This window comes from Planotetraspora phitsanulokensis, assembly GCF_016863295.1.
Taxonomy (GTDB): domain Bacteria; phylum Actinomycetota; class Actinomycetes; order Streptosporangiales; family Streptosporangiaceae; genus Planotetraspora; species Planotetraspora phitsanulokensis.
Genome location: NZ_BOOP01000009.1, coordinates 330,235 through 354,881, shown reverse-complemented (window position 1 = coordinate 354,881; position 24,647 = coordinate 330,235). Strand labels below are relative to the sequence as shown.

Genomic DNA, 24,647 nt, shown 5'->3' with positions numbered 1-24,647 from the left:
TCGTGGCATGGGATGAGGCGGCGGTCGACGAGCGCGCTCAGGCGTTTCTGGCCGAGCACGATCCAGAGGAAATGGGGCGGCTCGACTTCCTGCGCGCACGGTTCGACGCCGGTCTGGCCTGGGTGCACTTCCCCGAAGGGCTCGGCGGGCTCGGGGCGGCGCGCGGTCTTCAGGCCGTCGTCGAGCGCAGGTTCAGGGGCACGCCGGACAACAACCCGGGCCTGATCGCGATCGGCCTCGGCATGGCCGCCCCGACGATCCTCGCCTTCGGCACCGACGAGCAGCGCAGGCGGTTCCTCCGGCCGCTGTGGACGGGGGAGGAGGTCTGGTGCCAGCTCTTCAGCGAGCCCGGCGCCGGATCCGACCTCGCGACGCTCGCCACCCGGGCGGTAGGGGAGGGCGACGAGTGGGTCGTCGACGGGCAGAAGGTCTGGACGTCGGGCGCCCACCACGCGCGCTGGGCGATCCTCGTCGCGCGCACCGACCCGGACGTGCCGAAGCACCGCGGGCTCAGCTACTTCGTGTGCGACATGGAGGCCCCCGGCGTCGAGGTGCGGCCGCTACGCCAGATCACCGGTGAGGCCGAGTTCAACGAGGTCTTCCTCACCGGCGTCCGGCTGCCGGACTCGCTCCGGCTCGGCGAGGTCGGCGACGGCTGGCGGGTCGCGCAGACCACGCTCATGAACGAGCGGGTGGCGATCGGCGGGACGCCCACCCGGCGGACGATGATCGGCCTGCTCGGCGAGACGTGGCGCGAGCGCCCCGAACTGCGCACCCACGCCCTGCACCAGCGGCTGCTCTCGCTCTGGGTCGACGCGGAGGTCATGCGGCTCACCGCGACCCGGCTGCGTGAGCAACTCGCCGCCGGGCACCCCGGGCCCGAGGGGTCGGGGATGAAGCTGGCCTTCGCGCGGCTCAACCAGGAGCTGACCGGGCTGGAGGTCGAGTTGCTGCGTGAGGACGGCCTGGCCTACGACGACTGGACCTTCCGCCGCTCCGACGGCGTCGACTTCCTCGGCCGCGGCTCCGGCTACCGCTACCTGCGGGCCAAGGGCAACTCCATCGAGGGCGGCACGTCGGAGATCCTCCGCAACATCATCGCCGAACGCGTCCTCGGGCTCCCGTCCGAGCCCCGCGTCGACAAGGACGTCGCCTGGAAGGACCTCCCTCGATGAGCGAGGAAGCACAGAGTCCGATGACGCTGCTCTACACCGAGGTGGAGGAGGAGTTGCGGGCGGCCGTCCGCAGCCTGCTCACGGACAGGAGTTCCCCTTCGGCGGTGCTGGCCCACGTGGAGTCCGCGGCGACGACCGGCGCCGTGCCGTACGACATGGAGTTGTGGAAGGCGCTCGGGCGCGACATCGGCGCGGCCGGGCTGCTGATCCCCGAGGACCTGGGCGGCGCCGGCGCCTCGGCCCGCGAGGCCGCCGTCGTCCTGGAGGAGCTGGGCCGCGCGGTGGCGCCCGTGCCGTACCTGAGCAGCGCCGTCCTCGCGACGCGGGCGCTGCTCGGCGCGCGAGACGAGGCCGCACGGGAGCTGCTCGGACGGCTGGCCTCGGGAGAGGTGACCGCCGCGCTCGCGGTCTCGTTCGCGGCCTCGCCGTACACGCCCCCGCACCCGGCGGTGACGCTCGGCGCGGACGGCACGCTCACCGGCAGGGTGACCGGGGTGATCGGCGCGGAGGTCGCCGACGTCCTGATCGTCCCGGTGTCGGCAGAGGGGGGCGACCCGGCGCTGTACGCGGTGGACGCGTCGGCGGCGAGGATCAAGACCGTGGCGTCGCTCGACCTGACCCGGCCCATCGCGACGGTGTCGTTCTCCGAAGCGCGGGCGCGGCCCGTGGGGAGCGTGGCCGGTGTCGCGGACGCCCTGCTGCTGGCGGCGGGCCTGCTGGCGTCGGAGCAACTCGGAGTGGCCGAGTGGTGCCTGTCGACGACGGTGGCCTACGTCAAGGAGCGCAAGCAGTTCGCCCGGCCGGTCGGCTCGTTCCAGGCGATCAAGCACCGGCTGGCCGACCTGTGGCTGGAGGTGGTCGGCGCCAGGGCCGCCGCCCGCAACGCCGCCGCCCTGCTGGGCGCCGGTGAGGACGCGGGGGTCGCGGTCGCGGTCGGGGTCGCCCAGGCGCACTGCGGGACGGTGGCCGTGCACGCCGCGGAGGAGTGCATCCAGCTGCACGGTGGCATCGGGATGACCTGGGAGCATCCCGCGCACCTCTATCTCAAGCGGGCGAAGGCCGACGAGATCGCTCTGGGCACTCCTGGCGACCATCGCGACGCTCTCGCCACGCTGGCCGACCTGCCCGGTCCGGTCAGCTGACCGGCTTACCGGCCAGGTGTGAGGGAGCTCAGCAGGAGGTCGGCGAAGTGCCTGCCGACCTCCTGGCCGGAGAGCGGGCCGTCAGGGCTGTACCAGGTGCCGAGGTGGTGGACGGAGCCGAAGAAGAAGTCGACCACCATCTCGGCCGGGATGTCCTCGCGGAACACCCCGGCGCGCTGGCCCTCCATCACGAGGTCGCGGAAGCGCTCGTGGTAGCGGCGGCGCTCGGCGCGGACGGTCTTGTACGTCTCGGGGGCGAGCTGGTGCATCGACCGGAAGAAGATCTTGGAGTCGTCGAGGTTCTCGACCGTGGTGACGACCACGTCCATCGCGGTGGCGTGCAGCCGTTCGGCCACCGGGCCCTCGGCGTCGGCGAAGCGGGTCAGGCGCTCCATCTGCAGGCGGAGGACTCGGCCGTAGATCTCGTGCAGGAGGTCATCTTTTGAACCGAAATAGTGGTACATGGCGCCCTTGGTGACGCCGGCGGCCGCGACGATCTCCTGGACGGATGTGCTCTCGAAGCCGCGTTCGGCGAACAGCCGGGTGGCCTCGGCGAGCAGGCGCCGGCGGACCGGCTCCTCCACGGTGACTGCGCTGCGCGCCATCGTGTCCTCCTCGTTGTCTGTACGGCACAGCGTACCGACTGGTCGGTCGACATGCTGGGGACGGGGCCAATCCCCGGTTTCGGGGGCGGGAATGGGCTAATTTCCTGTGCCGAGGAGATCTGGGGTCCCCACTTGGGTATCCCTCAGACAGCCGCCTGCCTACCGTGGGGGAGTTTCGCCATGCCCAGTGGCTCGATCTACGTGCCTCAGGACGAGAAGTTCAAAGGGGCGTCGCCGCAGAACCTGTATGAGACCTTCTGGTTCGCCGGGCGCAAGAACCGGCTCCGCGTCCGCGCCGCCGTCGGGGTGACCGGCTTCGTCGCCGGCTACTACCTCGCCTACCGGATGGGGCTGGCCAACCCCTTCGCCGCAGGCCTGCTGCTCGGCGCCGCCGCCGCCCTGACCGACCTGCTGATCGCCTGGCGCTCCCACGAGCGCACCGCCGTGTGGCGGGGCAAGCGCCGCGGCGAGGTCCGGACCGGCCGCCTCCTGCGCCGGGGGCTGGCCCGGCACGGCTACCGCGTCATGAACGGCCGGGCCGTACCGGGCGAGGCCTCGATCGACCACCTGGTCATCGGGCCGGGCGGCGTGTGGATCGTGGACAACGAGGCGTGGGAGCCCGACACGCACATCGCCAAGTACGGCGAGCGCCTGTTCTTCGACGAGAAGTTCGGCACCTCGGTGGCCAAGGGGCTGATCGGCGCCGCCTCGTCGATGGCGGAACTGCTGACCCGCGAGACCGGCCTCCCGGTCGCCATCACGCCCGTGCTCGCCGTCCACGGCGGCAAGATCGACGCGCGCGGCGGGACGCTCACCGGCGAGGGGCTCACGGTCTCCTACCCGCGCAGGCTGGCGCGCTGGATCCGGTCGGAGCCGACCGCCGAACTCACCGCCGAGCAGATCGAGCTGCTGTCGCGCACGGCCGCGCGCATCCTGCGCCGCATGATGTGACCCCCGGGTGCCGCTGGAGGATCGACGCGGGCGAAGGGTGTCGATCGGACGCCGGGAATCGAGGTGGGGATCTCGATCCGGGCGGGCGGAGAGGTCAGTCCAGCGTCTCGATGAACTCGGCGAGCTGGGCGACGTTCCTGCACTCGTACATCGGGACGACGGAACCGTAGCCGGTGGCGACCGAGTCGCCGGTGTCCCACTGCGCCCGGGGTTCCGGGTTGAGCCAGTAGGCGTGCCGGGCGCGCCCCGCCAGCCGCTTCAGCGTGTCCAGCGCGGGCGCCTGGTAGTTGGAGCGGGCGTCGCCGAGGATCAGCAGCGACGTCTTCGGGCCGACGGCGTCCGCGTAACGCTCGGCGAACCGTTCGAAGACGTTGCCGTAGTCGGTGCGGCCGAACCGGGTGATGTCGGCGTCCTGCGCCATCCGGGTGATCGCGTCGATGACGTCCGCGCCGGGCGCGAACATCGTGGTGATCTCGTCGACCGCGTCCACGAACGCGAACGCGCGGACCTTCGTGAACTGCTCGCGCAGGGCGAACGTGAGCAGCAACGTGAAGTGGGAGAACGTGGAGACGGAGTCGCTGGCGTCGCACAACACCACGAGCTCCGGCTTGTGCGGGCGTTTGGGCCGCAGCCGTGTCGTAAGCGGCACGCCGCCCGTCGACAACGAGGCCCTGACCGTCCGCCGGAAGTCGAGCCGCCCGCGGCGGCCGAGCCTGTTCCTCATCGTGAGCCGGGTCGCGAGCCGGCGGGCCAGGGGGTAGACCTCGCGGCGGAGCTGCGCGAGCTCGGCCTTCGTCACCCGCAGGAAGTCGATCCTGTCGATCGGCGGCTTGACCGTCGAACGGGCGATCTTCTCGATGCCGGACTCCTCGGCGATCCTCCGCCGGACGTCGGTGGCCACTTCCTCCTGAAATCTGGCGATATTTCGGCTTATCTGTTGGCGGGCGATCTTCTCGGGGAGACCGCCGCGCTCGGCCAGCATCCGGTCGAGCAGGCGGGCCGTCAGCGTCTCCGGAGACAGTGCGCGCAGCACGGCGAAGGAGAACCACGACTGCCGTCCCGCCGACGCCTGGACCCGGCCGAACCGCTCCACCATCGCCCGGGCGAACTCCCGGAACGCGGGGTCGTCCGGATCGCCCATCAGCAGATCGGCGAGCCGGTCGCGCAAGTCGGGGATCTCGGCGTGCTCCAGGTCGATCCCGCCGTCCGGTCGCTCGCCGGCGCCCGTGCCGTACGAGCCGGAGACCACGGGCGGGAACCACAGGTCGAACAGGACGTCGAAGCCGGGGCGGTAGGACGGCCGCTTGACCAGCGTCGCCGCGTACGCCTCACGGAGTGTGTTCCGGTCGGCCAGGTCGATCAGGGTGAGGGCGCCGGCGGCGTCGAGCCCCTCGGCGAGCGAGACGGGCAGCCCCGCCTCGCGCAGCGCCTGCACGAAGCCGAGATGCCGGTCGACCAGCGACTCGCGTGTCATGCCCGTTCCCATGCCCGTTCTCATGCCTGTTCTCAGGACCTGGCCGGCAGGCCGAGCTCCTTGACGGCCCTGGCCTGGTCGGAGTTGTGCTTGAGCACCACGCCGAGCGTCTGCCCGATGACCGCGTCGTCGAGTTCCGTACGGCCGAGCGCGAGCAGCGTGCGGGCCCAGTCGATCGTCTCGGCGATCGACGGCGACTTCTTCAGCTCCAGGACGCGCAGCGCGGCGACCGTACGGGCCAGCTGCTCGGCGATGCTCGCGGGCAGGCCGGGGACCTGGGCCAGCACGATGTCGCGCTCGCGTTCGGGTGTGGGGTAGTCGAGGTGGAGGTAGAGACAGCGGCGCTTGAGCGCCTCCGACAACTCGCGCGTCGCGTTCGAGGTGAGCACGACGTACGGCCTGCGCGCGGCGACGATCGTGCCGAGCTCGGGGATCGTGATCTGGTAGTCGGAGAGGATCTCCAGCAGCAGTCCCTCGACCTCGACGTCGGCCTTGTCGGTCTCGTCGATGAGCAGCACCGTCGGCTCGTCGCTCCTGATCGCCTTCAGCAGGGGCCGCTCCAGGAGGAACTCCTCGGAGAAGATGTCGTCCCAGGCGTCGTCATCGGCCTGGATGCGCAGCAGCTGCTTCTTGTAGTTCCACTCGTAGAGCGCCCGCGCCTCGTCGAGGCCCTCGTAGCACTGCAGCCTGATCAACCGGGCGCCGGTGGCCGCGGCGACGGCCTTGGCGAGCTGGGTCTTCCCCACGCCGGCAGGCCCCTCGGTGAGCAATGGCTTTCCGAGTGCTCCGGCCAGGAAGACCGATGTCGTGATGCCGTCGTCGGCAAGGTAGTCCACGGCCGTCAGCCGTTCCCGGACCTCGTCAGGCGAGGCGAACCACATCTGCACTCCCAGCGTCGACCGAATGTTGTTCTAGACTAGCCCGGTTTTGAGTGGTCTGGGCATTGCGATAATCTTTAAGAGCTCTGCGCCGCTAGCTCAGTTGGTTAGAGCAGCTGACTCTTAATCAGCGGGTCCGGGGTTCGAGTCCCTGGCGGCGCACCACGATCCGATTCCTGGGCATTCTCGTCGATCACGAGGATGCCCAGAAGTGTTTCCGGCCCCGATGAACAGGGCCTGTCCCGTGTGATCCAACTCGCGACGAAGCCGTCCAATAGTTGATACGACATATATGTCGTGTAATCTAATTTTCGTGACGAACGATCCGAAGGGCACGACCGGCCCGATCAGGCAGGTGTCGGTGGTCAGCACCGGGACGGTGTCCATCCATCCCGAGCATGTGGCGGCCACCCGCACGCCGATGTTCTGGTGGCTGTCCACCTCACGCCGATGGACCCCTCCGCTGCCGATCAACGTCTATGTGATCGAACACGAGCGCGGGCTCGTGCTGTTCGACACCGGCCAGGATCGCGCCTCGGTGACCGACGCCGGCTACTTTCCCGGCGGCGTCACCGGAATGCTCTACGACAGACTGGCCCGCTTCGACATCGGGTCGGCCGACACGCTCACGGCCCAGTTGGCCGCCGCCGGCCACGACATCGCCGACGTGCGCGTGGCCGTGCTCTCCCACCTGCATCAGGACCACATCGGAGGGCTGCGCGAGCTGACCGGCGCGGAGATCGTCGTCAGCCGCGAGGAGTGGCGGACCCTCGGCAGGCCCCTGCCGGCGGCGCGGGGACTCCTGCGCGCCCACATCGATCTCCCCGGGCTGCGCTGGCGCCACGTCGATCCCGGCCCCGTCCACGATCCTCGGATCGCCCCCTTCACGACCGGTCACGACCTCTTCGGCGACGGAAGCCTGCTCCTCCTGCCCACCCCCGGTCACACCCCCGGATCGTTGTCGCTGCTGGTCCGGGCAACCGGGCAGCCGCCGCTGCTCATGGTCGGGGATCTGACCTACGACGCGGACCTGCTGCGGGACGGACACGTGCCGGGCGTCGGGAAGCGGCGGCGACTGGACGAGACCACCGAGGCGATCAACCTGCTGCGGGAGCGGAATCCGGGCCTGCTGGTCCTTCCCGCCCACGATCCGGGCGCGGCGTCGCGGCTGGCCCCTGTGACCAGGGCGCTCGGTGAAAGGCGGGGGACCGCCGCGTGAGACCCGCCGAAGAGTTCCGCTACCTCGTCCTGGCCGCTCAGCGTGAGGGCAACCGGCTGCTCGGCCAGGCCCTGCGGCCGCTCGGGGTCACCCCCTCACAGGCCGAGGTGCTCCGCATCCTCCAGGATCGCCGGTCGCTCACCCTCAACGGCCTCGGCGACCTGCTGGTCTGCGAGAGCGGCAACAGTCCCAGCCGTCTGGTCGACCGCCTCGCGTCCGCGGGGCTGGTCGACCGCCGGGTGTCGGCGCACGACCGTCGCCACGTCGAGTTGTCCCTCACCGAGGAGGGCCTGCGCCTCGCCAGGCGGATCGCCGCGATCGAAGACGACCTCTACCAGTCCATTGACGCCGCGGCCGAAGGCCACGACCTCGAGCAGGTCATCGGGTTCCTCCGGTCTGTCGTCGCCGGCCTGCCGGCGGGCCAGGCTCTGGCCCGCCGCGTCACCCGGTGAACGACCGGTCCCCGTCCAAGGTCATGGTGTGGGCGCGGCTCCGGTTCGTTCGGCCTGGACGCCTCCGAGAGCCGCGGATGCATGAACGATCTCTTCGGCGCCGGCGCTCAGCCCCTTGTCCATGACCACGATCGGAGAGCCGTAGTAGCCCATGGTGCGGCGCATGCTGTTGGCGAGTTTGGGCGGAGCCGACTGCAGGATCAGCTGGTTGTCGACGGGAACGAAGACGATCACACGGTGCTCTCCGCGCCGCCCAGTTCCCCGTGGCATGGGGAGCACGCGCACCGTGGCGATCTGCGGCCACGGCACGGTGAAGTCATGGTGCGGGAGGGAGACCCCAGTGGAGTCGAGCACGAGAACCGGAGTCTTCCTCCGGGCCACCACCCGCGCGGTGGACACGATGGTGAAGATCGCCATGGCTCCCATGGCGATGGTCATGGGAATGTAGATGTAGGGCCGCCCGATCGCGATGGCCACCGCCGGCACGCCGATGATGAGGACCGCGGACAGCGCCCACGAACCGCGCAACGCCTTGAAGTCGTATCCGACGACCAGCGGTTCCCCACCGGAGGGCGTGCCCGACGGCATCGGCGGAGGAGCCGCGACGGGCAGGCTCCGCGAGTTAAGGGTCTCCATGCGGGTGAGCGCGATCTGCCGCCGCATCAGGCGCCAGACGTATACGACGATGGCCCCGACGGTCAGCAGGGGCAGGATGGTGAAGCCGGTTTTCGAGCCGCTGGTGACCTCGACGACGACGGCCGCGACGGTCGCCGTCACCAGGATGAGCGTCGTCCACAACGTCGGCAGGACCGCACGTCTCAGCGCCGCCGCACGCCCCAAGGAGGCGCCGGCGTATGCGGCGGCGATGGCCGCGATCCGCGGATCGGGATGAGGCGTCCGGCTGTTCAGCAGGTCGTGGCGGGTGCGCCGATCCAGCCGCCGCCATGCTCCGACCGCTTCCCGGCGGGTTTGGATCAACATGGCCGGTCATTATGCCGAATCCGAAATCGCGCAGTCGACGGGAATTCGGCGACGGGGGCGTGAACAGGACGGTGCTCGTTCAGGCGCTGTCCCCGTGCCGCCGCCTGCGCCATGCCGCCGCCTGCACCGTGCCGCCGCCTGCACCGTGCCGCCGTCCGCGCCGGGATCGTCGGTCCAGGCGGTTCGGTCAGGACGCGCGGGCTCCGTCGTAGGCGTCACGTGCCTCGAAGACGTCGTCCAGCCGGTTCTCGACCCACCGGGTCAGCACCCACACCTGCTGGGCGACCTCGCGGCCCATCGGCGTAAGCGAGTAGTCGACGCGCGGGGGGATGACAGGCTTGGCGTCACGGTGCAGGAAGCCGTCGCGTTCCAGGGTCTGCAGGGTCTGCGCGAGCATCTTCTCGCTCACGCCCCCGATCTCGCGGCGCAGTTCGCTGAAGCGGTACGACCGCTCGAGCAGCGCGGCCAGGACGAGCACGCCCCAGCGACTGGTGACGTGCTCGAGGACTCCCCGTGAAGGGCACTCCGCACGGTTGACGTTCGGCGACGCCTCGGCCGTGCTGACGGCCGCGGTGTCGTGCGTTCTCAGCTCGTCTCTTACGCCCATGTCAGTACCTTACTTGAAGGTGGGTACTTATGACGTGGATAGTACCGGTCGTATGGTGAGCCCCGGGTGCAGGACCTGCACTTATGGCACGAACCTATCGGGGAGAAGCATTCGAATGAGCATCTTCGTCACCGGCGCGACCGGTCAGCTCGGCCGTCTGGTCATCGCGGACCTGCTCGCCGCCGGAGTGCCGGCGAACGGGATCACGGCCGTCGCCCGCAGCGAGGAGAAGGCCGCCGACCTGGTGGCGAGGGGCGTCGGGCTGCACCTCGCCGACTACGACAGGCCCGAGACGTTCACGGGGGCGTTCCGGGCTGAGGACCGCGTCTTGCTGATCTCGGCCACCGATGCCGGCAGGCGTACGGCACAGCACGCCGTGGTGATCGACGCCGCGAAGGCGGCGCGCGTGGCACAACTGGCATACGTCGGCGTGTTCGGCGGGCCCAAGGCTGACTTCCTGCTCGCGGACGACCACCGCGAGACCGAGCAGCTGATCCTCGACTCCGGCCTGCCGTACACCTTCCTGCGCAACAACTGGTATTCCGAGATGTACACCGGCGACCTGGCCGGCATCGTGGAGCGGGGCGCCATCGCCAACAACGTCGCACCCGGCAGCCGCATCGCCACCGCCCCGCGCAGCGACTTCGCCGCGGCCGCGGCGGCCGTTTTGCACGCCGACGGTCACCTGAACCAGGCGTACGAGCTGGGCGGCGACACCGCGTGGACGTTCGAGGAGTTCGCCGAGGAGCTGACACGGCAGACGGGCAAGAAGGTCGTCCACACGACGTTGGCCGCCGCCGAGCACAAGGCGATCCTCACCGGCGTGGGCGTCCCCGAGGGCTTCGCCGACATTCTCGTGGACGTGGACGACGCCATCAGCCGGGGCCTGCTCGCGGCCACTCCGGGGGATCTGTCGCGGCTCATCGGACGCCCGACGACTCCGATCGCCGACACGATCGCGGCCGCGTTGGCGTCCTGACATCGGCACGACCACGCCGAACGGCGCCCGCTAGATCCGATCTAGCGGGCGCCTCGCCGTTTCTCGCGCCTGTGGGGTGACGACGGACGGCCGAGGAGGGACGCCGATGTGGACCACGGAGGCCGCGCCCCCGCTGCGCCTGGCGGCGATCATCGGAAGCACCAGGGAGGGCCGCGTCTGCGACGTGATCGGCCGCTGGTTCGTGGAGCGGATCCGGGAGCGGACGGACCTCCGCGCGCAGGTCGTCGACCTCGCCGAGTTCGCCTTCCCCGCCAGATATCCGCACGAGGCCACGCCCCAGATGCGCAGGTTCACCGCGGAGATAGGCAGGGCCGATGCCTTCGTGGTCGTCACCCCCGAGTACAACCGCAGTTTCCCCGCGTCCCTCAAGCAGGCCATCGACTACGCCTACGACGAGTGGCAGGCCAAGCCGGTCGGCTTCGTGTCCTACGGCTTCAGGTCGGAGGGCGTCTACGCGGTCGAGCAGTTGCGGACGGTCTTCACCGAGCTGCACGCCGTGTCAATGCGGGACAGCGTCGGTTTCAACCTGCTCGGGGGCGGTGTCGACGAAAGCGGCAGGCCGTGCGGCACCGACGAACAGATCCAGGCGAGCAGGGCCATGCTCGACCAGCTCGTCTGGTGGGGCCTCGCGCTGCGGGCCGCGCGCGCCGCCAGGCCGTACGTCACGTAACCGGAGAGGACAGATCATGAGTGAGCGTGCAACCGGCCCGGCGATCGAGACGTCGGGCCTGATCAAGATTTTCGGGAAGAACCGAGCGCTCGACGGCTTGGACCTCACGGTTCCCGCCGGGACGGTGTACGGCGTGCTCGGCCCCAACGGGGCGGGGAAGACCACGGCGGTGCGCATCCTCGCCACGTTGCTGCGCCCCGACGGCGGTGAGGCGCGGGTGTTCGGCCACGACGTCCTGCGCGATCCGGACGCGGTGCGCGGCAGGGTGAGCCTGACCGGGCAGTTCGCCTCGGTGGACGAGGACATGACGGGGATGGAGAACCTCATCCTCATCGCCAGGCTCCTGGGCTACCGGAAGCCGGCCGCCAGGGACAGGACGGGACAACTCCTTGAGGCGTTCGGGCTCACGGACGCGGCCGACCGCCAGGTGAAGAACTACTCCGGCGGTATGCGCCGGCGGCTGGACATCGCGGCCAGCATCCTCAGCACGCCCGAACTGCTCTTCCTGGACGAGCCCACCACGGGACTCGACCCGCGCAGCCGCAACCAGGTCTGGGACATCATCCGCATCGTGGTCGCCCAGGGCACGACGGTGCTGCTGACCACGCAGTACCTCGACGAGGCCGACCGGCTGGCTGGCCGCATCGCGGTCATCGACCACGGCAAGGTCATCGCGGAGGGGACTCCCGGGCAGTTGAAGGCCTCTGTCGGCGCGGGTTCGGTGCACGTACGGCTGCGCGACGCGTCGCAGCGGCCGGGGGCCGAGCGCGTCCTGTCCAAGGCGCTGGACGCGCCCGTCCAGCTGGAAGCCGATCCGGTGGCCCTGACCGCGCGCGTCGCGGGCGAGGGCATCGAGCACGCCGCGGCGGAGCGGGCCGCCAGGGCGCTGTCGGAGCTGGCAGCGGCCGGCATCACGGTCGACGACTTCTCTCTCGGCCAGCCCAGCCTGGACGAGGTCTTCCTCGCGCTGACGGGCGCGCCCACCCGGAACGACGGCCTCGCCCCCATCGACAACCCGGCCACGTCAGAGGAGACAGCGGCATGAGCGCCACGACCACCGAGACCAGCACGACATACGTCCCCGCCGCCGAGACGCTCAGCGCCGTCATGGCACCGGGGACGCGCCCGCGGCGACCCAGCGCCCTGTCGGCCTCGATCACGTTCGGCTGGCGCGCGATGTTGAAGATCAAGCATGTGCCCGAGCAGCTGTTCGACGTGACAGCGTTCCCGATCATCATGACGCTGATGTTCACGTACCTGTTCGGCGGCGCGCTCGCCGGCTCGACGACCGAATATCTGCAGTACCTGTTGCCTGGAATCATGGTGACGAGCATCGTGATGATCACGATGTACACCGGAGTGGCGGTCAACACCGACATCGAGAAGGGCGTGTTCGACCGGTTCCGGTCGCTGTCGATCTGGCGGCCCGCGCCGATGGTCGGCTACATCCTCGGTGACATGTTCCGGTACACGGTGGCGTCCCTGGTCATCCTCGTGGTGGGCCTGGTCCTGGGCTTCCGGCCGGACGGCGGAGCCGCCGGAGTGCTGGCGGGAGTGGGCCTGCTGATCGTCTTCTCGTTCGCGTTCTCGTGGGTCTGGACGATGTTCGGCCTGCTGCTGCGCAGCGAGAAGTCGGTGATGGGCGTCAGCATGCTGGTGCTGTTCCCGCTGACCTTCCTCAGCAACGTCTTCGTCGACCCGGAGACCATGCCGGGCTGGCTGCAGGTGTTCGTCGAGGTCAACCCGATCACGCATCTGGTCAGCGCGGTGCGCTCGCTGATGGGCGGCGCCACCGACACCGGAGAGGTCACCCTGGTGCTGATCTCCAGCGCGGTGCTGGTCGTGGTCTTCGGCACGCTCACGATGCGCCTGTACAACCGCAAGTGAGCACAGGCGGTCTCCATCTATGGAGAGTGCGGCCGGGGTCGCTTGACCTTTCGGCCGGGCCGGGCGCGAAGAAGGCATCCATGGCCTTCCGCGCCCGGTCTGCGGCGTCCGGGGGACTCACGGTCACTCGACCCGGTTATCGATCGCACCCATGATCGCCCGCTACCCCCTGCGGGTGGGACGAAGGTACGCGGGAACTGCTGTGCCGCGCGGGCGAACTGTGCGGGTCTGCGAGATCCGTCAATTCCGCAAAGTTAGCTATGTTGACAGGCGGCACTTACCGGACCATCCTAAACGATCATGGTCCGCCCAGTCCGATCCGGCCCACTTTCTTGAGCTGTTCTGAGGAGGCCGAGTCGAGATGTCGTAGCTTTCGTCATTAAATGCTGCGGACAAAAAGGTCAATCAGTGCGAGGTTTCGTGCCAGGTAAGCTAGCCGTTTCATTGATCGGAACCGTGCTCGTGCTCTCGGGTTGTTCCGGGTCTCCCGCCGCTGATGACCCGAGTTCAGGTCAAGGCGACGAGTGGGCGATTCCAATCCATCCAGATCCTGGAGCCCGACAGGCTATCAATGACCTTTACAACGGAGAAGCAAATCTTGCCGCCGCCGGCGAGGAATCGATTCGTCGATGCATGGCCCGTTCAGGCTTCCGCTATATCAAGCTGCCGACTGGGAATCAGGATGTAAACCCTGGCCTCAATGGGGATGGGTTTAGCTTGTCTGTGGAAGTGGCTCGGAAGCGTGGATACGGCATCAAAGAGCGAGTCGAGCAGGTCGACAAAGAGACTCGTGAAAATGCGAAATATAACTCGACGAACGGATTGTCTCCCGAGCAAGTAAAAGGATTCGATGTAGCGTTCTTCGGATCCTCCGACTCTCAAGTTAGTGTCTTATTGCCTGACGGATCGACGGTGTCCTTCGGGGATAAAGGATGTCTAGCGGAGTCCCGAAAAAAGATCTTTGGGTCCATTGAGAAATTCGGAGAACGCACAGCCATGGCTGGCATGATTACACAAAATTCGCAACAGCGTGCCTTGGCCGATCCCGGAATCCGAATCCTCAATCAAGCATGGTCTAAATGCATGCAAGATAGCGGGTATTCCGGGTTGAAGGACCCTTACGACGCTCAGGGACGGGCATCCGATGCACATGACGGAAAGACGTCCGATATTGTCGTTATGGCGAAAGAAATTCCCATGGCGGTCGCCGATGCCGAGTGTCAAGCCAAGACTGGTTACACAATGAAGATGCATGATATCCAAGACCGGTACTTTACGGCAGCCCTGAATGTCTATAAGTCTCAAGTAGCGGAAATCGAGGAAATCACCAGAGATTCCTTGAAGCGCGCACGGCCCCTGCTGTGAACGAGCAAATAAGCTCCAATCATCCCGAGCGACCGGCCCTCCTGTTCCATCTCTGTTCCGGCAGAGCGCGAGAGATCTCCGAAACGTTGGCAACTGCTGGAACATGAAATCCCAGCTCAGGGCTAGTTTCGGAGACCAACCGCAGGTCAGAGAAATGCTGCAATCAGAATCCGGCCTACAGGCCGACTCATCTGCTGTTACGGGTTGCCCTGGACCGGCTGTCTTGCAGGACGGTCAAAACAAGCGCCGCGACTAGCAGTAGCGTCCAAATGCCGAGCTCGACGGAACCCATCTCGCCGGCAAGGGCCACAAAGACCAGTACGAAACCGATGAAAACGAGCAGGAGCTTGCCCACGAGTTTTAGCAGGTCCGACACCAGCACGACGGCTCCCAGACAGTACTGTCACGTGGCCTGGAGCCCGTGAGGATGGCTGGAGTCTGCATCACCGCAAGTTAGCGACCGGTTAAGTAGGCGGGAGGCATCAGATGGTCCGTTGCTTACCGGTACAGCTGTACTTCGACGCGGACATGCGGCTCGCGAGTGTCGCCAGCGATATGCGGTCCGGGCCTCGGATAACCCTGGACGGCGTCGAGCTGGTGGCGCGGGTGCCGTCGGTCATGGAGCGGTGGGTCGAGGACTACGTCACCGTCAAAGGCCTGCCATCAGGCATCCTGGGCGCCGTGAGTGATATGTACATCCGTCTGATTCCGACCGACCTGAATTGGCAGCCGAGCCTCGAGGCCGCCGCCGCGGCCGTGGCCTACGTCGCCGGGCTCTTCTCCGGTCCCGACGACGCCGTGGAGTCTGTCGACTATGAGTTCTACGACCAGGTCACCCTGATAGACGCCGGCGAGAACACCAGCCAGATCACGTGCTCGCGCTGCGACGGTGACATAGAGCTGGGGTGGCTCTACGACCTGATCGAGGAGAACGGCCAGAGCTTCATCGACCTGGACGTCACGGTGCCGTGCTGCGGTGAAGTCGCCTCGCTGGATATGCTCCACTACGACTGGCCAGTCGGCTTCGCGCGATTCGAGGTGAGCGCCATGAACCCGACTCGCGCCGAATATGAACTCGACGCCCAGGAACTCGCCGACATGGCCGGCATTGTCGGCCACCCCGTTACGCAGGTCCTCGCTCACTACTGATCAGGTACGCCTCCGGACTGCTCGAGGTCAGGCTACGTCGCCGAAGCGTGCGTCGGCCCGCTCAGAATCCGCCGGCCGAGACACCTAGCCACAGCAGCAGGACGATCGCCGTGAGCATGCTCGTGATAGCCGCCCACTTCAACGGATGGCGCGTGCGCCACCAGCCCACCAACGCAGCCAATCCAGCCATAGCGATGGGCACCACCGCGGCCGCACGGTAAAGGCTTGCCCTAGTACTGAAGGGCCCCCCGGTGTCTTCAACGGCGGAGGCCCCGGACATCGCCCAGACGAACACCGCGTAGCACAGCAGAACACTGAGCCCCGTTAAGAGCGTCATCCCGATGATGCGGCCAAGCGTGACTTGCTCTTTTGCGGGCATGATCCGAACCTCTCGCATCTCGCTCGTGTCGAGCGTACTCGTAGGAAAGAACACGCCTCCGGCGGGGATCATGCGCGTGCCCGCTGCGTGCCCGTACGGTCGGCGGCCCGCAGGGAATCACGGGACTCATGGTCACTCGACCCGCATATGCCCAGGTCAGCGTTTCCGCGGCTCAGACCGCATCATGTTGAAAGACTTCCCAAGCTGATAGCACCTCCGCCGCCTGGCCTGCTACCACTCCGCGCGGCTCAGGACGCTGGGCAAAGGTATTGCCGCACGGCGTGCAGGATCAGCATGTTCTTCGCCGGCCCGAAGCCGTTCGGATGCCCCGGATCCGTGAACTGCTTACGGGTCAACTCCAGCAGCTCGGCGTAATCGGCCGAGCCTTTCATCGCAGTGCACAGTGCACGGCCGCGATTCAAGCCCTCGTCAACCGGCATATCGCCCACAATCTCCGGATCGATCGCATTCAACGCTTCGGAGTACTTCGCATGCGCGATCGAATCCGGGTCCGGCCGAATGCTCGGCATGTCGATCACGGGAGCGGGTGGCGGTCCTGTCTCATCAGAGCCACACGCGGACAGCATTACAAGCGCGAATAGGACAGGGATCATAAGCATGGGGGGTTTCATGGACCGTGACCATAGCCATCAACCGTGACCGAACCATGCCCTGGGGCACGTACGGGGCACAAGACACCGTGAACGTGCGGCAACGCACCCGCCGACGGTAAGGCCAGAAGACCGCGCGACCAGCTCCAAGACTCGGGTGGTCGCAGTGGCGGTCGAAGTTCCGTTTCGACGTCTGAACCGATCCCGCTTCAACGTTGCGGATCCGGCGCCGCCTCGTTCAGGTCGTACTCGGACTCGTGGACGAGCCCTGCAACGAAGGTTTCGAAGTCGGGGGCGAGGATCGTGATTCGGTAACCCCGCTCCTGGTCGACGTGGACGACAGTCGGCTCGCCAGGTGACCGGTAGTCGAGGGCGATCAGGTCGTGGCCGGCCGAAGGACAATCCGCGATGTAGAGACCGATGTCGGGGTAGCCCCATTCCGCCACCCAGAACGCACTCCCAAGCTCGCCGCACAGACTGAAGTCCGCAGTCCGGCCGATCGCAGCCAGCGAGACCACGCCGACGTGGTCTTCGGCCCAGGTGGTTCGACTGGGCGCGGGGTGGGCGTCACGGGCGAAAGTACCTCCGTTGTGTCGACGGGCCAGGTCGACGTAGGCGGTGGGTAGTCGGTGCCCAAGCTGTGCCTCCACCGCTCGCAGGACCTCGTCTGTGAGAGGGGCCTCGAACGGGCCGGAGTGGTCGAAGACCGTTGAGGAGTCGAGCACAGGCCGACGGTAGTTGGTCGGCATCAAGATCGCATCAGAGGCAGGGCACATCCGCGCCCCTAGCTGTACTGCTCGATCACTTGGTCGGCCACCTGGAACGTCGTACGGCAGTCGGGGCAGGTCGCGTCTCCGAAGAGGTAGAGCAGTTTCGTCGCCAGTTTCTCCCGGCCGAGGCTCTGGGCCGTGTCGTACATTCGGCGCGCCACAAGGTCGAGGTCGGAGGGAACCGCAGGAGCCAGCTCGCCCTTCGGAGGGTCGTCCTCGATCGCGTAGTCGCCCGAGGTGGCGAAATAGCCGTCCGCGCCGATCGCGACGAAGAGATGAACCCCGCAGCCGGGGCAGTTCTCCAGCTCGTACTCCCCTTGCTGCAACTGCTCCAGCATTTCGTCCCACACCGGCACGTTCTCGAAGGCGAGCACCGCCTGCAGCATGTAGGTGAAAGAGTCCTCGTCGATCGCGGCACGCATGGTCTCGTTGGTCAGACGCAGCAGTTCCTCGATCTCCGCAGCATGGATTGCGCGCACGTCCCCGGCTCCGTGTGGCTGTGTCGCCCCGGCCACGATCGAGCCGCACAGGGAGAGGATCATCGTGCGGTCGGCAGGAGCCCAGCTTCGGGCGATCTCGGTCAGACGTGGAAGCGCGGCGAAGCTCGCCGGGTAGACCGTCATCTGGTGGCAGATGCACGACCACAGCTCGTCCCACACCTTGGCGCGGGAATCCGGTACGAGCTGATCGAGCAGTTCGGGAACGTTCTCCGCCGAGCCATAGGCATGCGTAAGCCGGGACCAATCCGTCATGTCGGCTATCCGAACCAGAGATCGCGGACCGCGGGCGCACCTCGGGCTGAAGCGATTCCTCGCGTCTCGATAGCCTGATCTGTGGATGGCCCCAGACCGCGAGGAAGGGGACTCGCGCATGTCGAACGTGACCAACGTGACGGACGACCTGATCAATGCGCTGAACGCGCACGATTTGGAATCCGCCCTTGAGTGCTACACCGACGAAGCCGTCTACGTGTCGCCGGCCGGCGTGGGTGAGGGCCGCGACGAGATCGCCTCGTTCCTGGGGGCGTTCCTCACAGGCTTCCCCGACATTCGCTGGACGCCTTGGAGCACGGTCGTCGTCTGCGGCAACCTCGTGATCACGCAGTGGGCCCTCACCGGGACTCACGGCGGCCCGTTCCTGATGCCTAACGGTGAGATCATCGAGGCCACCGGCCGATGCGTCAGCGTACGCGGGTGCTCCTTACGCACCATGGACGGCGATCACATAGCCGTCCACTGCGTCTTCTACGACCAGCTCGAACTGTACGCCCAGCTCGGCGCCGAACTCGTTCGCCAAAGCCGCTGATCACCGGCCGTGCCGGGCCTCGCCTCGAGCCGCGAAACGCCGAGAACCACCGGGACGGCGGTTACAGGTCATCCCGGCCCGCCGTGTCCTGCTTCCTGTGATCCACCTCGTGATCAAGCCCGGGTCTTGCCGCCTTCCTGCGGGTCAACCCGTCACGCACCTCACGCGCGGCCGCGACCCCACCACTGATGAGCGGGAAGGCCACCACGTGGTCCCATCCGAAGTCGTACGGCCACACCCAATGAAGGAAGAGGCACACGAGAAAACCCAGGAGGAGCGAACTCATGACAATGAGCAATGCGCGGCTCAGCACCTTTCGGCCGCCCCTCACTCGTACCTCGCCCACTGGCCCGTCCCGGATCATATGGAGGCACGCCCCGCGGCGAATAGCCTGCGACGGTGCCGGCTCGTCCTGTTCGTGGTGACTTGTCGATCGAGGCTAAGATCACCGCGCCCGCACACCTGGGCTGACCCGTGGAGCACCAGTGTCCCAAGCCTCACGCGACGTGCCGGTATACCCGAACGTCGACGACCGATCTCGCCCGTCGTACGCGGAGTTCGGCCGGTCCGAATTGCTGGACAGCAGTCAGCCGCCCGATTTCGGCTATCCCCGGGATTCCACGTCTCCATCGAAACGGCACGACTTCAGCAGGATCGTCCTCATTGTTCTTGCCGGGCTGGCTGTGGTCGTCGGCGTCGCCGTAGTCGTCAAGGACCGCATCCAGGGCAGTGTGCGGACGCATGTCGTCGAACCGAAGACGCTTGACGGTCGGACCAAGATTGAGAACGAGGATTTCCGTGCGTTGGCGGACCAATGGGCCGTCGATCTGAAGAAGGAGATACCGGAAGCGACCGGCGTGTTCAGTGCCTTCTACGGCGACCTGACGAGCCTGATCTCGGTAGTCGGCGTGTCGGCTCACATCACCGACCAGGATGCGAAAGCCAGACAGCTCATCACCAGCATGGCGTCCGACGGCCTGAAGATCACCGACATGAAGTCGGTCGATCCGGGCCCGCTCGGTGGCATCGCCAAATGCGGCGACACCACAGTCGCCGGCTTTCAGGGCGGCGTGTGCACCTGGGCCGACAACGACACCATGGGGATGATCTTCACCTACCTCAAGTCTGGTGAGCAGGCCGCGGCCGAATTCGTGAAGCTGCGTGGTGAGATCGAGCGCCGCGACTGACCAGCCCTAGTGGCTCTCCGCCTTGTCGTAGATCCCCTCGGCCCACTGGACGGGCGATCCGGATGCCGTCCGCTCCGACCAGGATGTCGGCGTACCGCGACAGGAGTGCGGAACCTCGCAGGAGGCGACGAAACCGGATGAACTAGATTCCAACGTCGACACGGGCAGGCGATCAGTTCTGTTCGGGCAGATCAAACGAATCTGAACGGAGTCGATCGTTGCTCTCCGACCGGCTGTTGCCTGCCGTGCCGGCGTTGCTCGGCGGGACGATGCTCGCCGTCGTCCTGTTCGTGCCGTTCGTCTTCCACAGCTACCGGCGGCGCGGCGAGGTGGGGCTCGGTCCGGCGCTGCTCGCGTTCGGCCTCCTGATCTACGGGCTCGCGCTCGTCGCCTACACGCTGTTCCCCGTGCCGCAGATCGACGGCAACTGGTGCGCGGCGAACACGGCGATGAGCCACGCGCAGCTCGACCCGCTGCGCTTCCTCGACGACATCGCACGAGAGCAGCGGACGCCGGGCCTGCGGGAACTGCCGGCCAATCCGGCGGTGCAGCAGGTCGTGTTCAACGTGGCGTTGTTCGTCCCGCTCGGCGCGTACATTCGCCACTACTTCCGGCGGAGCGTGGTCACCACGGTGCTGATCGGGGCCGTGGTGTCGCTGCTGATCGAGGTCACCCAGCTGACCGGGAACTGGTTCCTCTTCCCGTGCCCCTACCGGCTGTTCGACGTGGACGACCTGCTCGCCAACAGCCTCGGCGCGGCGGTCGGCGTCATGTTCTCGCCGCTGCTTCATCTGGTCTACGGACGGCATCTCCTCCCCGCGAACGTCGCCCGTCCGGTCACCGCCGGACGGCGGCTGCTGGGGATGCTGGTGGACCTGGTCGCGGTCTTCCTGCTCGGGGGAGTCCTCGCCACCGCGCTCAATCTCGTCGTCCGGTACGGCTTCGGCCTCCGGGTGGCGGAGCAGCCGTGGGGCGATCTGGCGAACTCCGTGCTGAACCCCTGGTTGCCGGCGGCGCTCCTGCTCGCCGTCCCCGCATTCGGCGCGGAGGGCGCCACGCTGGGGCAGCATGCCGTACGGCTGCGCCGGACCCGCCTGGACGGCACCCGGCCCGGCATCCGGATCGTCCCCGCGCTGCTGTTCGGAGGTTTCGGCTACTGCCTTCTCGTCGGGCTCGACCCCTTCGTCCCATCGGCGGGCGCCTGGGCGAATCTGCTGCTGGTCGCCTGCCCGGTGCTCGCCCTGCCGTGGTCACACCGAGGACTGTCCGGGCTGGTCGCCGGGCTGACCGTCACGGACTCACGCCGCCGTGGGAACACGCCGGTCAGGTCCGGACGGCCCGCCGGGTCGCGCGACCGGCGGGTGAGCGCCTGACCGCGCCCCCCGATCACACGCGGCGTCAGGAACGCCAGCTGATCTCCCTGTCGGGCTGGTACCTGCAGGTCGCGCCGGTGGAGACGGCCGCGCGGAGATGTTCGGCGAGCTCGGGATGAAGCCGGTCGAGTTTCCTCAGGACGTCGCGGATCCGGGCGGTGACCGTCTTGCGTGCCCGCTCGGCCTCGTCACCGAGCCGCCGGTCACGTCCGCCCAGCCCGGCGGCGGCCCGCAGTTCGTCGAGCAGCGCCTCCCGCTCCCTGTCGAAGTCCGCCGCCCTTCGGTCGTCGCCGAGCCCGGCCGCCCGGTCGATCTCCTCGTCGAGTTGGGCGAGGCGGCGCCGGTATCGGGCCTTGGCCTCCTCGTCGAGGATCGGGTCGCCGCCCATCCGCCGGGCCGCGACGACGAGCGCGCCGCCTTCGGGGTCGAGGAGTTCGACGGCGGACACGTCCGTCCCGGGACGGCTGAGCAGGTGCTGGAGGTCCCGCAGGCCCTTGGCGTCGGGCAGGTGGACGGTGCGGCCCGCGAATCCGAGCGTCCAGACCTCGCCGTCCCGGGCGAACGTGTCGCCCTGCGACGGCGCATGCACGACCTTCGCCGGGCGCGGCGCGGCGCGCAGCCGCTGAACGGTCTCGACGATGTGCGGCATGCCGATTTGAGCCGCCTCGGTCTCGACGTCGTCGAGAAGCCCGCCGGCCGTCTCCGCGTCCCCGGCCCGCCTCCGTGCGAGCAACGCCTCGGCGAGATGGGTCCTCGCCTCGATCGACCAGGGGCGCGCCCGGAGACGGTCGGCGGAGTGCCACGCCTGGGTGAAGCCGTCGACCGCCTCGTCCCAGCGCTCCTGGGCCGCGTCGACGAGCGCCAGCCACAGGACCATCGGGCCGCCGATGTCCCAGCCGTACATGGCCACCGCCCACGTGCCGATGTGCGGCTCGAGGTCGGCCCGGGCCTTCTCGCAGAGCTCGGGGTCACGTGAGGCCGCGGCGACCATGGCCTGGAAGCGCAGCCACAGGGGCTGAATCAGGCGCTCACGGGACTCGCCCCTGGCGTTCGCCTCAGCCAGGTAGCGCAGGGCCGGCTCGACATCGCCCCGGCGCAGTTCGGTCATGGCCTGCAGAAGGCCGGGACAGGGGTGCCGGCTACGGAGGAGGACGCGGTGGAGCTCCTCGAGATCGTCGAACCGTCCCTGGAGCAGCCGCACCGCCCAGCGGTGATGGTCGAGCATGAACGCGAAATGATCGTGCCCGAGGCGTCCGTTGACCTCCGCCACCTCGTTCAAGTGGGTCTGGGCCTCGTCGAAGCGGCCCATCAGCGCGCAGATGATGCTGAGGTCGGTCGACGTGGACAGGCCGAGGAGAGGCGTCTCATCTCGCCGGCCCAATTCGATGTACGCGTCGAACTGGTCGAGATAGCGGGGGTCGCCCTGCTCCAGCAGGGCCACCCAGCGCAGGGCGGCGGCGTAGCTCTCCATCTCCACGTCCGAGGTGCGGCGCGCCAGGGTCAGGAGTTCCTCGGTGAGCGCCGCCCGCTCCGGCGCCGTGCCGGGACCCCAGATGCTGTCGTGCCGGGCCCACAGGCCGAAGGCCAGAGCCTCGTCATCGTCGTCGCGCCGGGCCAGCACGGCGATCTGCACGGCCAGGTCCTGGGCGACGCGGTCGAGCGGCAGGTCGTCGGGAGAACCGCGGCGGACGAGCCTGCGGTGCGCCTGTCGCAGCAGGTCGGCGCCCATCTGTCCGGGGTCGTGGCGGCCGCGGGCGCCATGGATGGACAGCGCCACACGGGCCAGCAGTTCGGGGTCGTCCGCCTCCCGAGCCACCACGGCGGCCTCTTCGAAGGCGCGCCGGCCGACCTCGCTGTCGCCCGAGTGACAAAGCTCGCGGCCGAAGTCGATCGCGATCATCACCCGCTGTCGTGGGCTGCCGTCCACGGCCAGGTCGAGCGCCCTGCGGTAGTGGCCGGCCGCCTCCTCCGTCGCCAGGCGACGTACGGCGTGATGGGCCGCGCCGACCAGGAGCTCCACCGTGCGGGCGGTCTCGACGTGGCCGCCCGCGAGGTGGGCGTGCCGGGCGAGGTCGGCGGGGACCGTCCGGTCGGCGAGGTCCGGCGTCCGGTCGACGGCCCGGATGACCGCGGCGTGCCGCAGGGACGCCTCCTCCTCGCCGAGAGACTCGTACAGCGTCTCGCGGACCAGGTCGTGCGCGAACGCGAACGACGCTCCCCCTCTGGCCGCGACGAGCCGAGCCGTCACCGCCTGGCCGAGCAGCCGGTCCACGTGCGCGACCGGCGCCGCGGCCGTGGCGGCCAGCACCTGGCGGTGGAATTCGCGGCCGAGGACGGCGGCCGTGGTGAGTAGTTCGACGACCGGCCGGGGGAGCAGGGACAGCCTGCGCAGCAACGTGTCGCGGACACCGGGGGCGATGGCGGTGACCGACCCGCCGCTGCGCCACAGCCGTGCTGTCTGCTCAACGAAGAAGGGATTTCCCCCGGTGCGCCGGTGCACCTCCGCGACCAGGTCGGCCGCGGGCTCGTGGCCGGTCGTCCGCGCCATCAGCGCCCCGACCCCGTCGCGGTCGAGCCCGGTGAGCGTGATCGTCGTCGCCCTCGACGCCAGCGGCAGCAGGAACGGCCGGAGCGGGTGGTCGGCGTGCTCCACTTCGACGTCCCGATAGGTGCCCACGAGCAGCAGCCGTTCGAACCAGGTGTGCTGGGCCGCGAACTCGAGCAGTTTCAGCGACGCGGCGTCCGCCCAGTGCAGGTCGTCGAGGACGACCACGACGGGACGGCTCTGCGAGATCGACACCAGCGCGCTCGTCACCGCGTCGTACAGGTGGAATCCGTCGACCACGTCGGGACTCGGCGACTCGCCGAGCAGGGCGGCCAGACCGCCCCGCGCGGCGTCCTCGGCCGCCGACCACTCACCGGGCGTGACGCTCCGCCGTACACCCCGCAGGACCTGCACCCACGGCCAGTAGCCGGGCGCGTTGTCGGAGTCCCAGCACGAACCGCCGAGGACCAGGGCGCCCAGCCGTCTGGCCGTGTCCGCCGCGTCGGTGACGAGCGTCGTCTTTCCGATGCCCGCCTCGCCGGTGACCAGCACCAGGCCGCCGTGGCTGTCGGCGGCCCGGCCGATCTCGGCGCGCAACATCGCGGCGGGATGGTCCCTGCCGATCAGCCCGTGGGTCACGCCGTCGATTCGCATCTCCATGGGAAGGTGGTCGTCCGTTCCTCGCTCATGGATCCCTTACTCCTTGAATGCTTAACGTGAAGCAAGTAATTCGGCACGCTCCGTGACGCTCGCCGGGAATGCCATATTAAGATTTCCGTCGATTCCTCGCGCGGGCCGATCCGTTTGCTCCGGTGCGCGATCGACGCACCCGGCCGTGCGCAGGCCAAGCAGAACGCCACGCATTCGCGAATATATGCCGCTTAATAGCGACAAATGCCGCCAGTGGCGCATGTCATCGGGA

The 24,647-nt window shown here is 68.1% G+C and carries 25 protein-coding genes and 1 tRNA gene; 15 read left to right on the top strand and 11 right to left on the bottom strand.

Annotation, left to right across the window (positions count from 1 at the left end):
• The first annotated feature begins 2 nt into the window (after positions 1 to 2).
• Both Pph01_RS13570 and Pph01_RS13565 read left to right on the top strand, forming a co-directional pair.
• Positions 3 to 1,175, top strand: coding sequence for an acyl-CoA dehydrogenase family protein (locus tag Pph01_RS13570; protein ID WP_239116667.1), 1,173 nt, complete (start codon positions 3 to 5; stop codon positions 1,173 to 1,175).
• Positions 1,172 to 2,317, top strand: a complete 1,146-nt coding sequence (locus Pph01_RS13565) for an acyl-CoA dehydrogenase family protein (RefSeq protein ID WP_239116666.1) — start codon at positions 1,172 to 1,174, stop codon at positions 2,315 to 2,317. The genes Pph01_RS13570 and Pph01_RS13565 overlap by 4 nt, the downstream gene beginning before the upstream one ends.
• A gap of 5 nt (positions 2,318 to 2,322) precedes the next feature.
• On the opposite strand, the gene Pph01_RS13560 is transcribed toward Pph01_RS13565, so the two are convergent.
• A complete protein-coding gene (locus Pph01_RS13560) occupies positions 2,323 to 2,922 on the bottom strand; it encodes a TetR/AcrR family transcriptional regulator (RefSeq protein ID WP_204073405.1) in 600 nt (199 codons plus the stop codon).
• Between the two features lie 180 nt (positions 2,923 to 3,102).
• Here Pph01_RS13560 and Pph01_RS13555 point away from each other — a divergent pair, with 180 nt between their 5' ends.
• Positions 3,103 to 3,873, top strand: a complete 771-nt coding sequence (locus Pph01_RS13555; RefSeq protein WP_204073404.1) for a nuclease-related domain-containing protein — start codon at positions 3,103 to 3,105, stop codon at positions 3,871 to 3,873.
• Positions 3,874 to 3,967: 94 nt separating this feature from the next.
• Here Pph01_RS13555 and Pph01_RS13550 read toward each other — a convergent pair whose 3' ends face one another.
• Both Pph01_RS13550 and Pph01_RS13545 read right to left on the bottom strand, forming a co-directional pair.
• A complete protein-coding gene (locus tag Pph01_RS13550; RefSeq protein ID WP_204073403.1) occupies positions 3,968 to 5,347 on the bottom strand; it encodes a VWA domain-containing protein in 1,380 nt (459 codons plus the stop codon).
• A gap of 32 nt (positions 5,348 to 5,379) precedes the next feature.
• The gene (locus tag Pph01_RS13545) at positions 5,380 to 6,228 is read right to left on the bottom strand and encodes an AAA family ATPase (RefSeq protein ID WP_204073402.1); all 849 of its coding nucleotides are present in this window, start codon (positions 6,226 to 6,228) and stop codon (positions 5,380 to 5,382) included.
• Between the two features lie 85 nt (positions 6,229 to 6,313).
• Between Pph01_RS13545 and Pph01_RS13540 the strand changes: the two genes are divergently transcribed.
• The 3 genes from Pph01_RS13540 (at position 6,314) to Pph01_RS13530 (ending at position 7,896) form a co-directional block, all read left to right on the top strand.
• A tRNA-Lys gene (locus Pph01_RS13540) sits at positions 6,314 to 6,390 on the top strand.
• A gap of 148 nt (positions 6,391 to 6,538) precedes the next feature.
• On the top strand, positions 6,539 to 7,444 hold the full coding sequence (locus Pph01_RS13535) for an N-acyl homoserine lactonase family protein (RefSeq protein WP_204073401.1): 906 nt from the start codon (positions 6,539 to 6,541) through the stop codon (positions 7,442 to 7,444).
• Positions 7,441 to 7,896: a MarR family winged helix-turn-helix transcriptional regulator gene (locus Pph01_RS13530; RefSeq protein WP_204073400.1), complete on the top strand. Its 456-nt coding sequence runs from the start codon at positions 7,441 to 7,443 to the stop codon at positions 7,894 to 7,896. Before Pph01_RS13535 ends, Pph01_RS13530 begins: the two co-directional genes overlap by 4 nt.
• A 21-nt stretch (positions 7,897 to 7,917) precedes the next feature.
• Here Pph01_RS13530 and Pph01_RS13525 read toward each other — a convergent pair whose 3' ends face one another.
• Together Pph01_RS13525 and Pph01_RS13520 are read right to left on the bottom strand one after the other, a co-directional pair.
• Complete coding sequence (locus tag Pph01_RS13525; protein WP_204073399.1) at positions 7,918 to 8,877, bottom strand: hypothetical protein; 960 nt, start codon at positions 8,875 to 8,877, stop codon at positions 7,918 to 7,920.
• Positions 8,878 to 9,064: 187 nt separating this feature from the next.
• On the bottom strand, positions 9,065 to 9,484 hold the full coding sequence (locus Pph01_RS13520) for a winged helix-turn-helix transcriptional regulator (RefSeq protein WP_204073398.1): 420 nt from the start codon (positions 9,482 to 9,484) through the stop codon (positions 9,065 to 9,067).
• Between the two features lie 115 nt (positions 9,485 to 9,599).
• On the opposite strand from Pph01_RS13520, the gene Pph01_RS13515 reads away from it, so the two are divergent.
• From Pph01_RS13515 to Pph01_RS13495, 5 genes are all read left to right on the top strand, one after another.
• Positions 9,600 to 10,463, top strand: coding sequence for an SDR family oxidoreductase (locus tag Pph01_RS13515; protein ID WP_204073397.1), 864 nt, complete (start codon positions 9,600 to 9,602; stop codon positions 10,461 to 10,463).
• Between the two features lie 106 nt (positions 10,464 to 10,569).
• A complete protein-coding gene (locus tag Pph01_RS13510; RefSeq protein WP_204073396.1) occupies positions 10,570 to 11,154 on the top strand; it encodes an NADPH-dependent FMN reductase in 585 nt (194 codons plus the stop codon).
• A gap of 16 nt (positions 11,155 to 11,170) precedes the next feature.
• Positions 11,171 to 12,199: an ATP-binding cassette domain-containing protein gene (locus Pph01_RS13505; protein WP_204073395.1), complete on the top strand. Its 1,029-nt coding sequence runs from the start codon at positions 11,171 to 11,173 to the stop codon at positions 12,197 to 12,199.
• A complete protein-coding gene (locus Pph01_RS13500) occupies positions 12,196 to 13,041 on the top strand; it encodes an ABC transporter permease (RefSeq protein ID WP_204073394.1) in 846 nt (281 codons plus the stop codon). Before Pph01_RS13505 ends, Pph01_RS13500 begins: the two co-directional genes overlap by 4 nt.
• 408 nt (positions 13,042 to 13,449) lie before the next feature.
• Positions 13,450 to 14,406, top strand: coding sequence for a hypothetical protein (locus tag Pph01_RS13495; protein ID WP_204073393.1), 957 nt, complete (start codon positions 13,450 to 13,452; stop codon positions 14,404 to 14,406).
• A 187-nt stretch (positions 14,407 to 14,593) separates the two neighbouring features.
• Here the strand turns inward: Pph01_RS13495 and Pph01_RS13490 are convergent, their stop codons facing one another.
• The gene (locus tag Pph01_RS13490; RefSeq protein WP_204073392.1) at positions 14,594 to 14,788 is read right to left on the bottom strand and encodes a hypothetical protein; all 195 of its coding nucleotides are present in this window, start codon (positions 14,786 to 14,788) and stop codon (positions 14,594 to 14,596) included.
• 146 nt (positions 14,789 to 14,934) lie between these two features.
• Between Pph01_RS13490 and Pph01_RS13485 the strand changes: the two genes are divergently transcribed.
• Complete coding sequence (locus tag Pph01_RS13485) at positions 14,935 to 15,555, top strand: hypothetical protein (RefSeq protein WP_204073391.1); 621 nt, start codon at positions 14,935 to 14,937, stop codon at positions 15,553 to 15,555.
• Positions 15,556 to 15,616: 61 nt separating this feature from the next.
• On the opposite strand, the gene Pph01_RS13480 is transcribed toward Pph01_RS13485, so the two are convergent.
• From Pph01_RS13480 to Pph01_RS13465, 4 genes are all read right to left on the bottom strand, one after another.
• Positions 15,617 to 15,934, bottom strand: coding sequence for a hypothetical protein (locus Pph01_RS13480; RefSeq protein WP_204073390.1), 318 nt, complete (start codon positions 15,932 to 15,934; stop codon positions 15,617 to 15,619).
• A gap of 248 nt (positions 15,935 to 16,182) precedes the next feature.
• Positions 16,183 to 16,473: a hypothetical protein gene (locus tag Pph01_RS13475; RefSeq protein ID WP_204073389.1), complete on the bottom strand. Its 291-nt coding sequence runs from the start codon at positions 16,471 to 16,473 to the stop codon at positions 16,183 to 16,185.
• A 281-nt stretch (positions 16,474 to 16,754) separates the two neighbouring features.
• On the bottom strand, positions 16,755 to 17,270 hold the full coding sequence (locus Pph01_RS13470; RefSeq protein WP_204073388.1) for an SMI1/KNR4 family protein: 516 nt from the start codon (positions 17,268 to 17,270) through the stop codon (positions 16,755 to 16,757).
• A gap of 59 nt (positions 17,271 to 17,329) precedes the next feature.
• On the bottom strand, positions 17,330 to 18,067 hold the full coding sequence (locus tag Pph01_RS13465) for a hypothetical protein (protein WP_204073387.1): 738 nt from the start codon (positions 18,065 to 18,067) through the stop codon (positions 17,330 to 17,332).
• Positions 18,068 to 18,185: 118 nt separating this feature from the next.
• On the opposite strand from Pph01_RS13465, the gene Pph01_RS13460 reads away from it, so the two are divergent.
• The 3 genes from Pph01_RS13460 (at position 18,186) to Pph01_RS13450 (ending at position 21,180) form a co-directional block, all read left to right on the top strand.
• Complete coding sequence (locus Pph01_RS13460) at positions 18,186 to 18,620, top strand: ester cyclase (RefSeq protein ID WP_204073386.1); 435 nt, start codon at positions 18,186 to 18,188, stop codon at positions 18,618 to 18,620.
• 485 nt (positions 18,621 to 19,105) lie between these two features.
• Positions 19,106 to 19,807, top strand: a complete 702-nt coding sequence (locus tag Pph01_RS13455) for a hypothetical protein (protein ID WP_204073385.1) — start codon at positions 19,106 to 19,108, stop codon at positions 19,805 to 19,807.
• Between the two features lie 218 nt (positions 19,808 to 20,025).
• A complete protein-coding gene (locus Pph01_RS13450; RefSeq protein ID WP_204073384.1) occupies positions 20,026 to 21,180 on the top strand; it encodes a VanZ family protein in 1,155 nt (384 codons plus the stop codon).
• A 25-nt stretch (positions 21,181 to 21,205) separates the two neighbouring features.
• On the opposite strand, the gene Pph01_RS13445 is transcribed toward Pph01_RS13450, so the two are convergent.
• On the bottom strand, positions 21,206 to 24,385 hold the full coding sequence (locus Pph01_RS13445; protein ID WP_239116665.1) for an ATP-binding protein: 3,180 nt from the start codon (positions 24,383 to 24,385) through the stop codon (positions 21,206 to 21,208).
• Positions 24,386 to 24,647 lie beyond the last annotated feature (262 nt).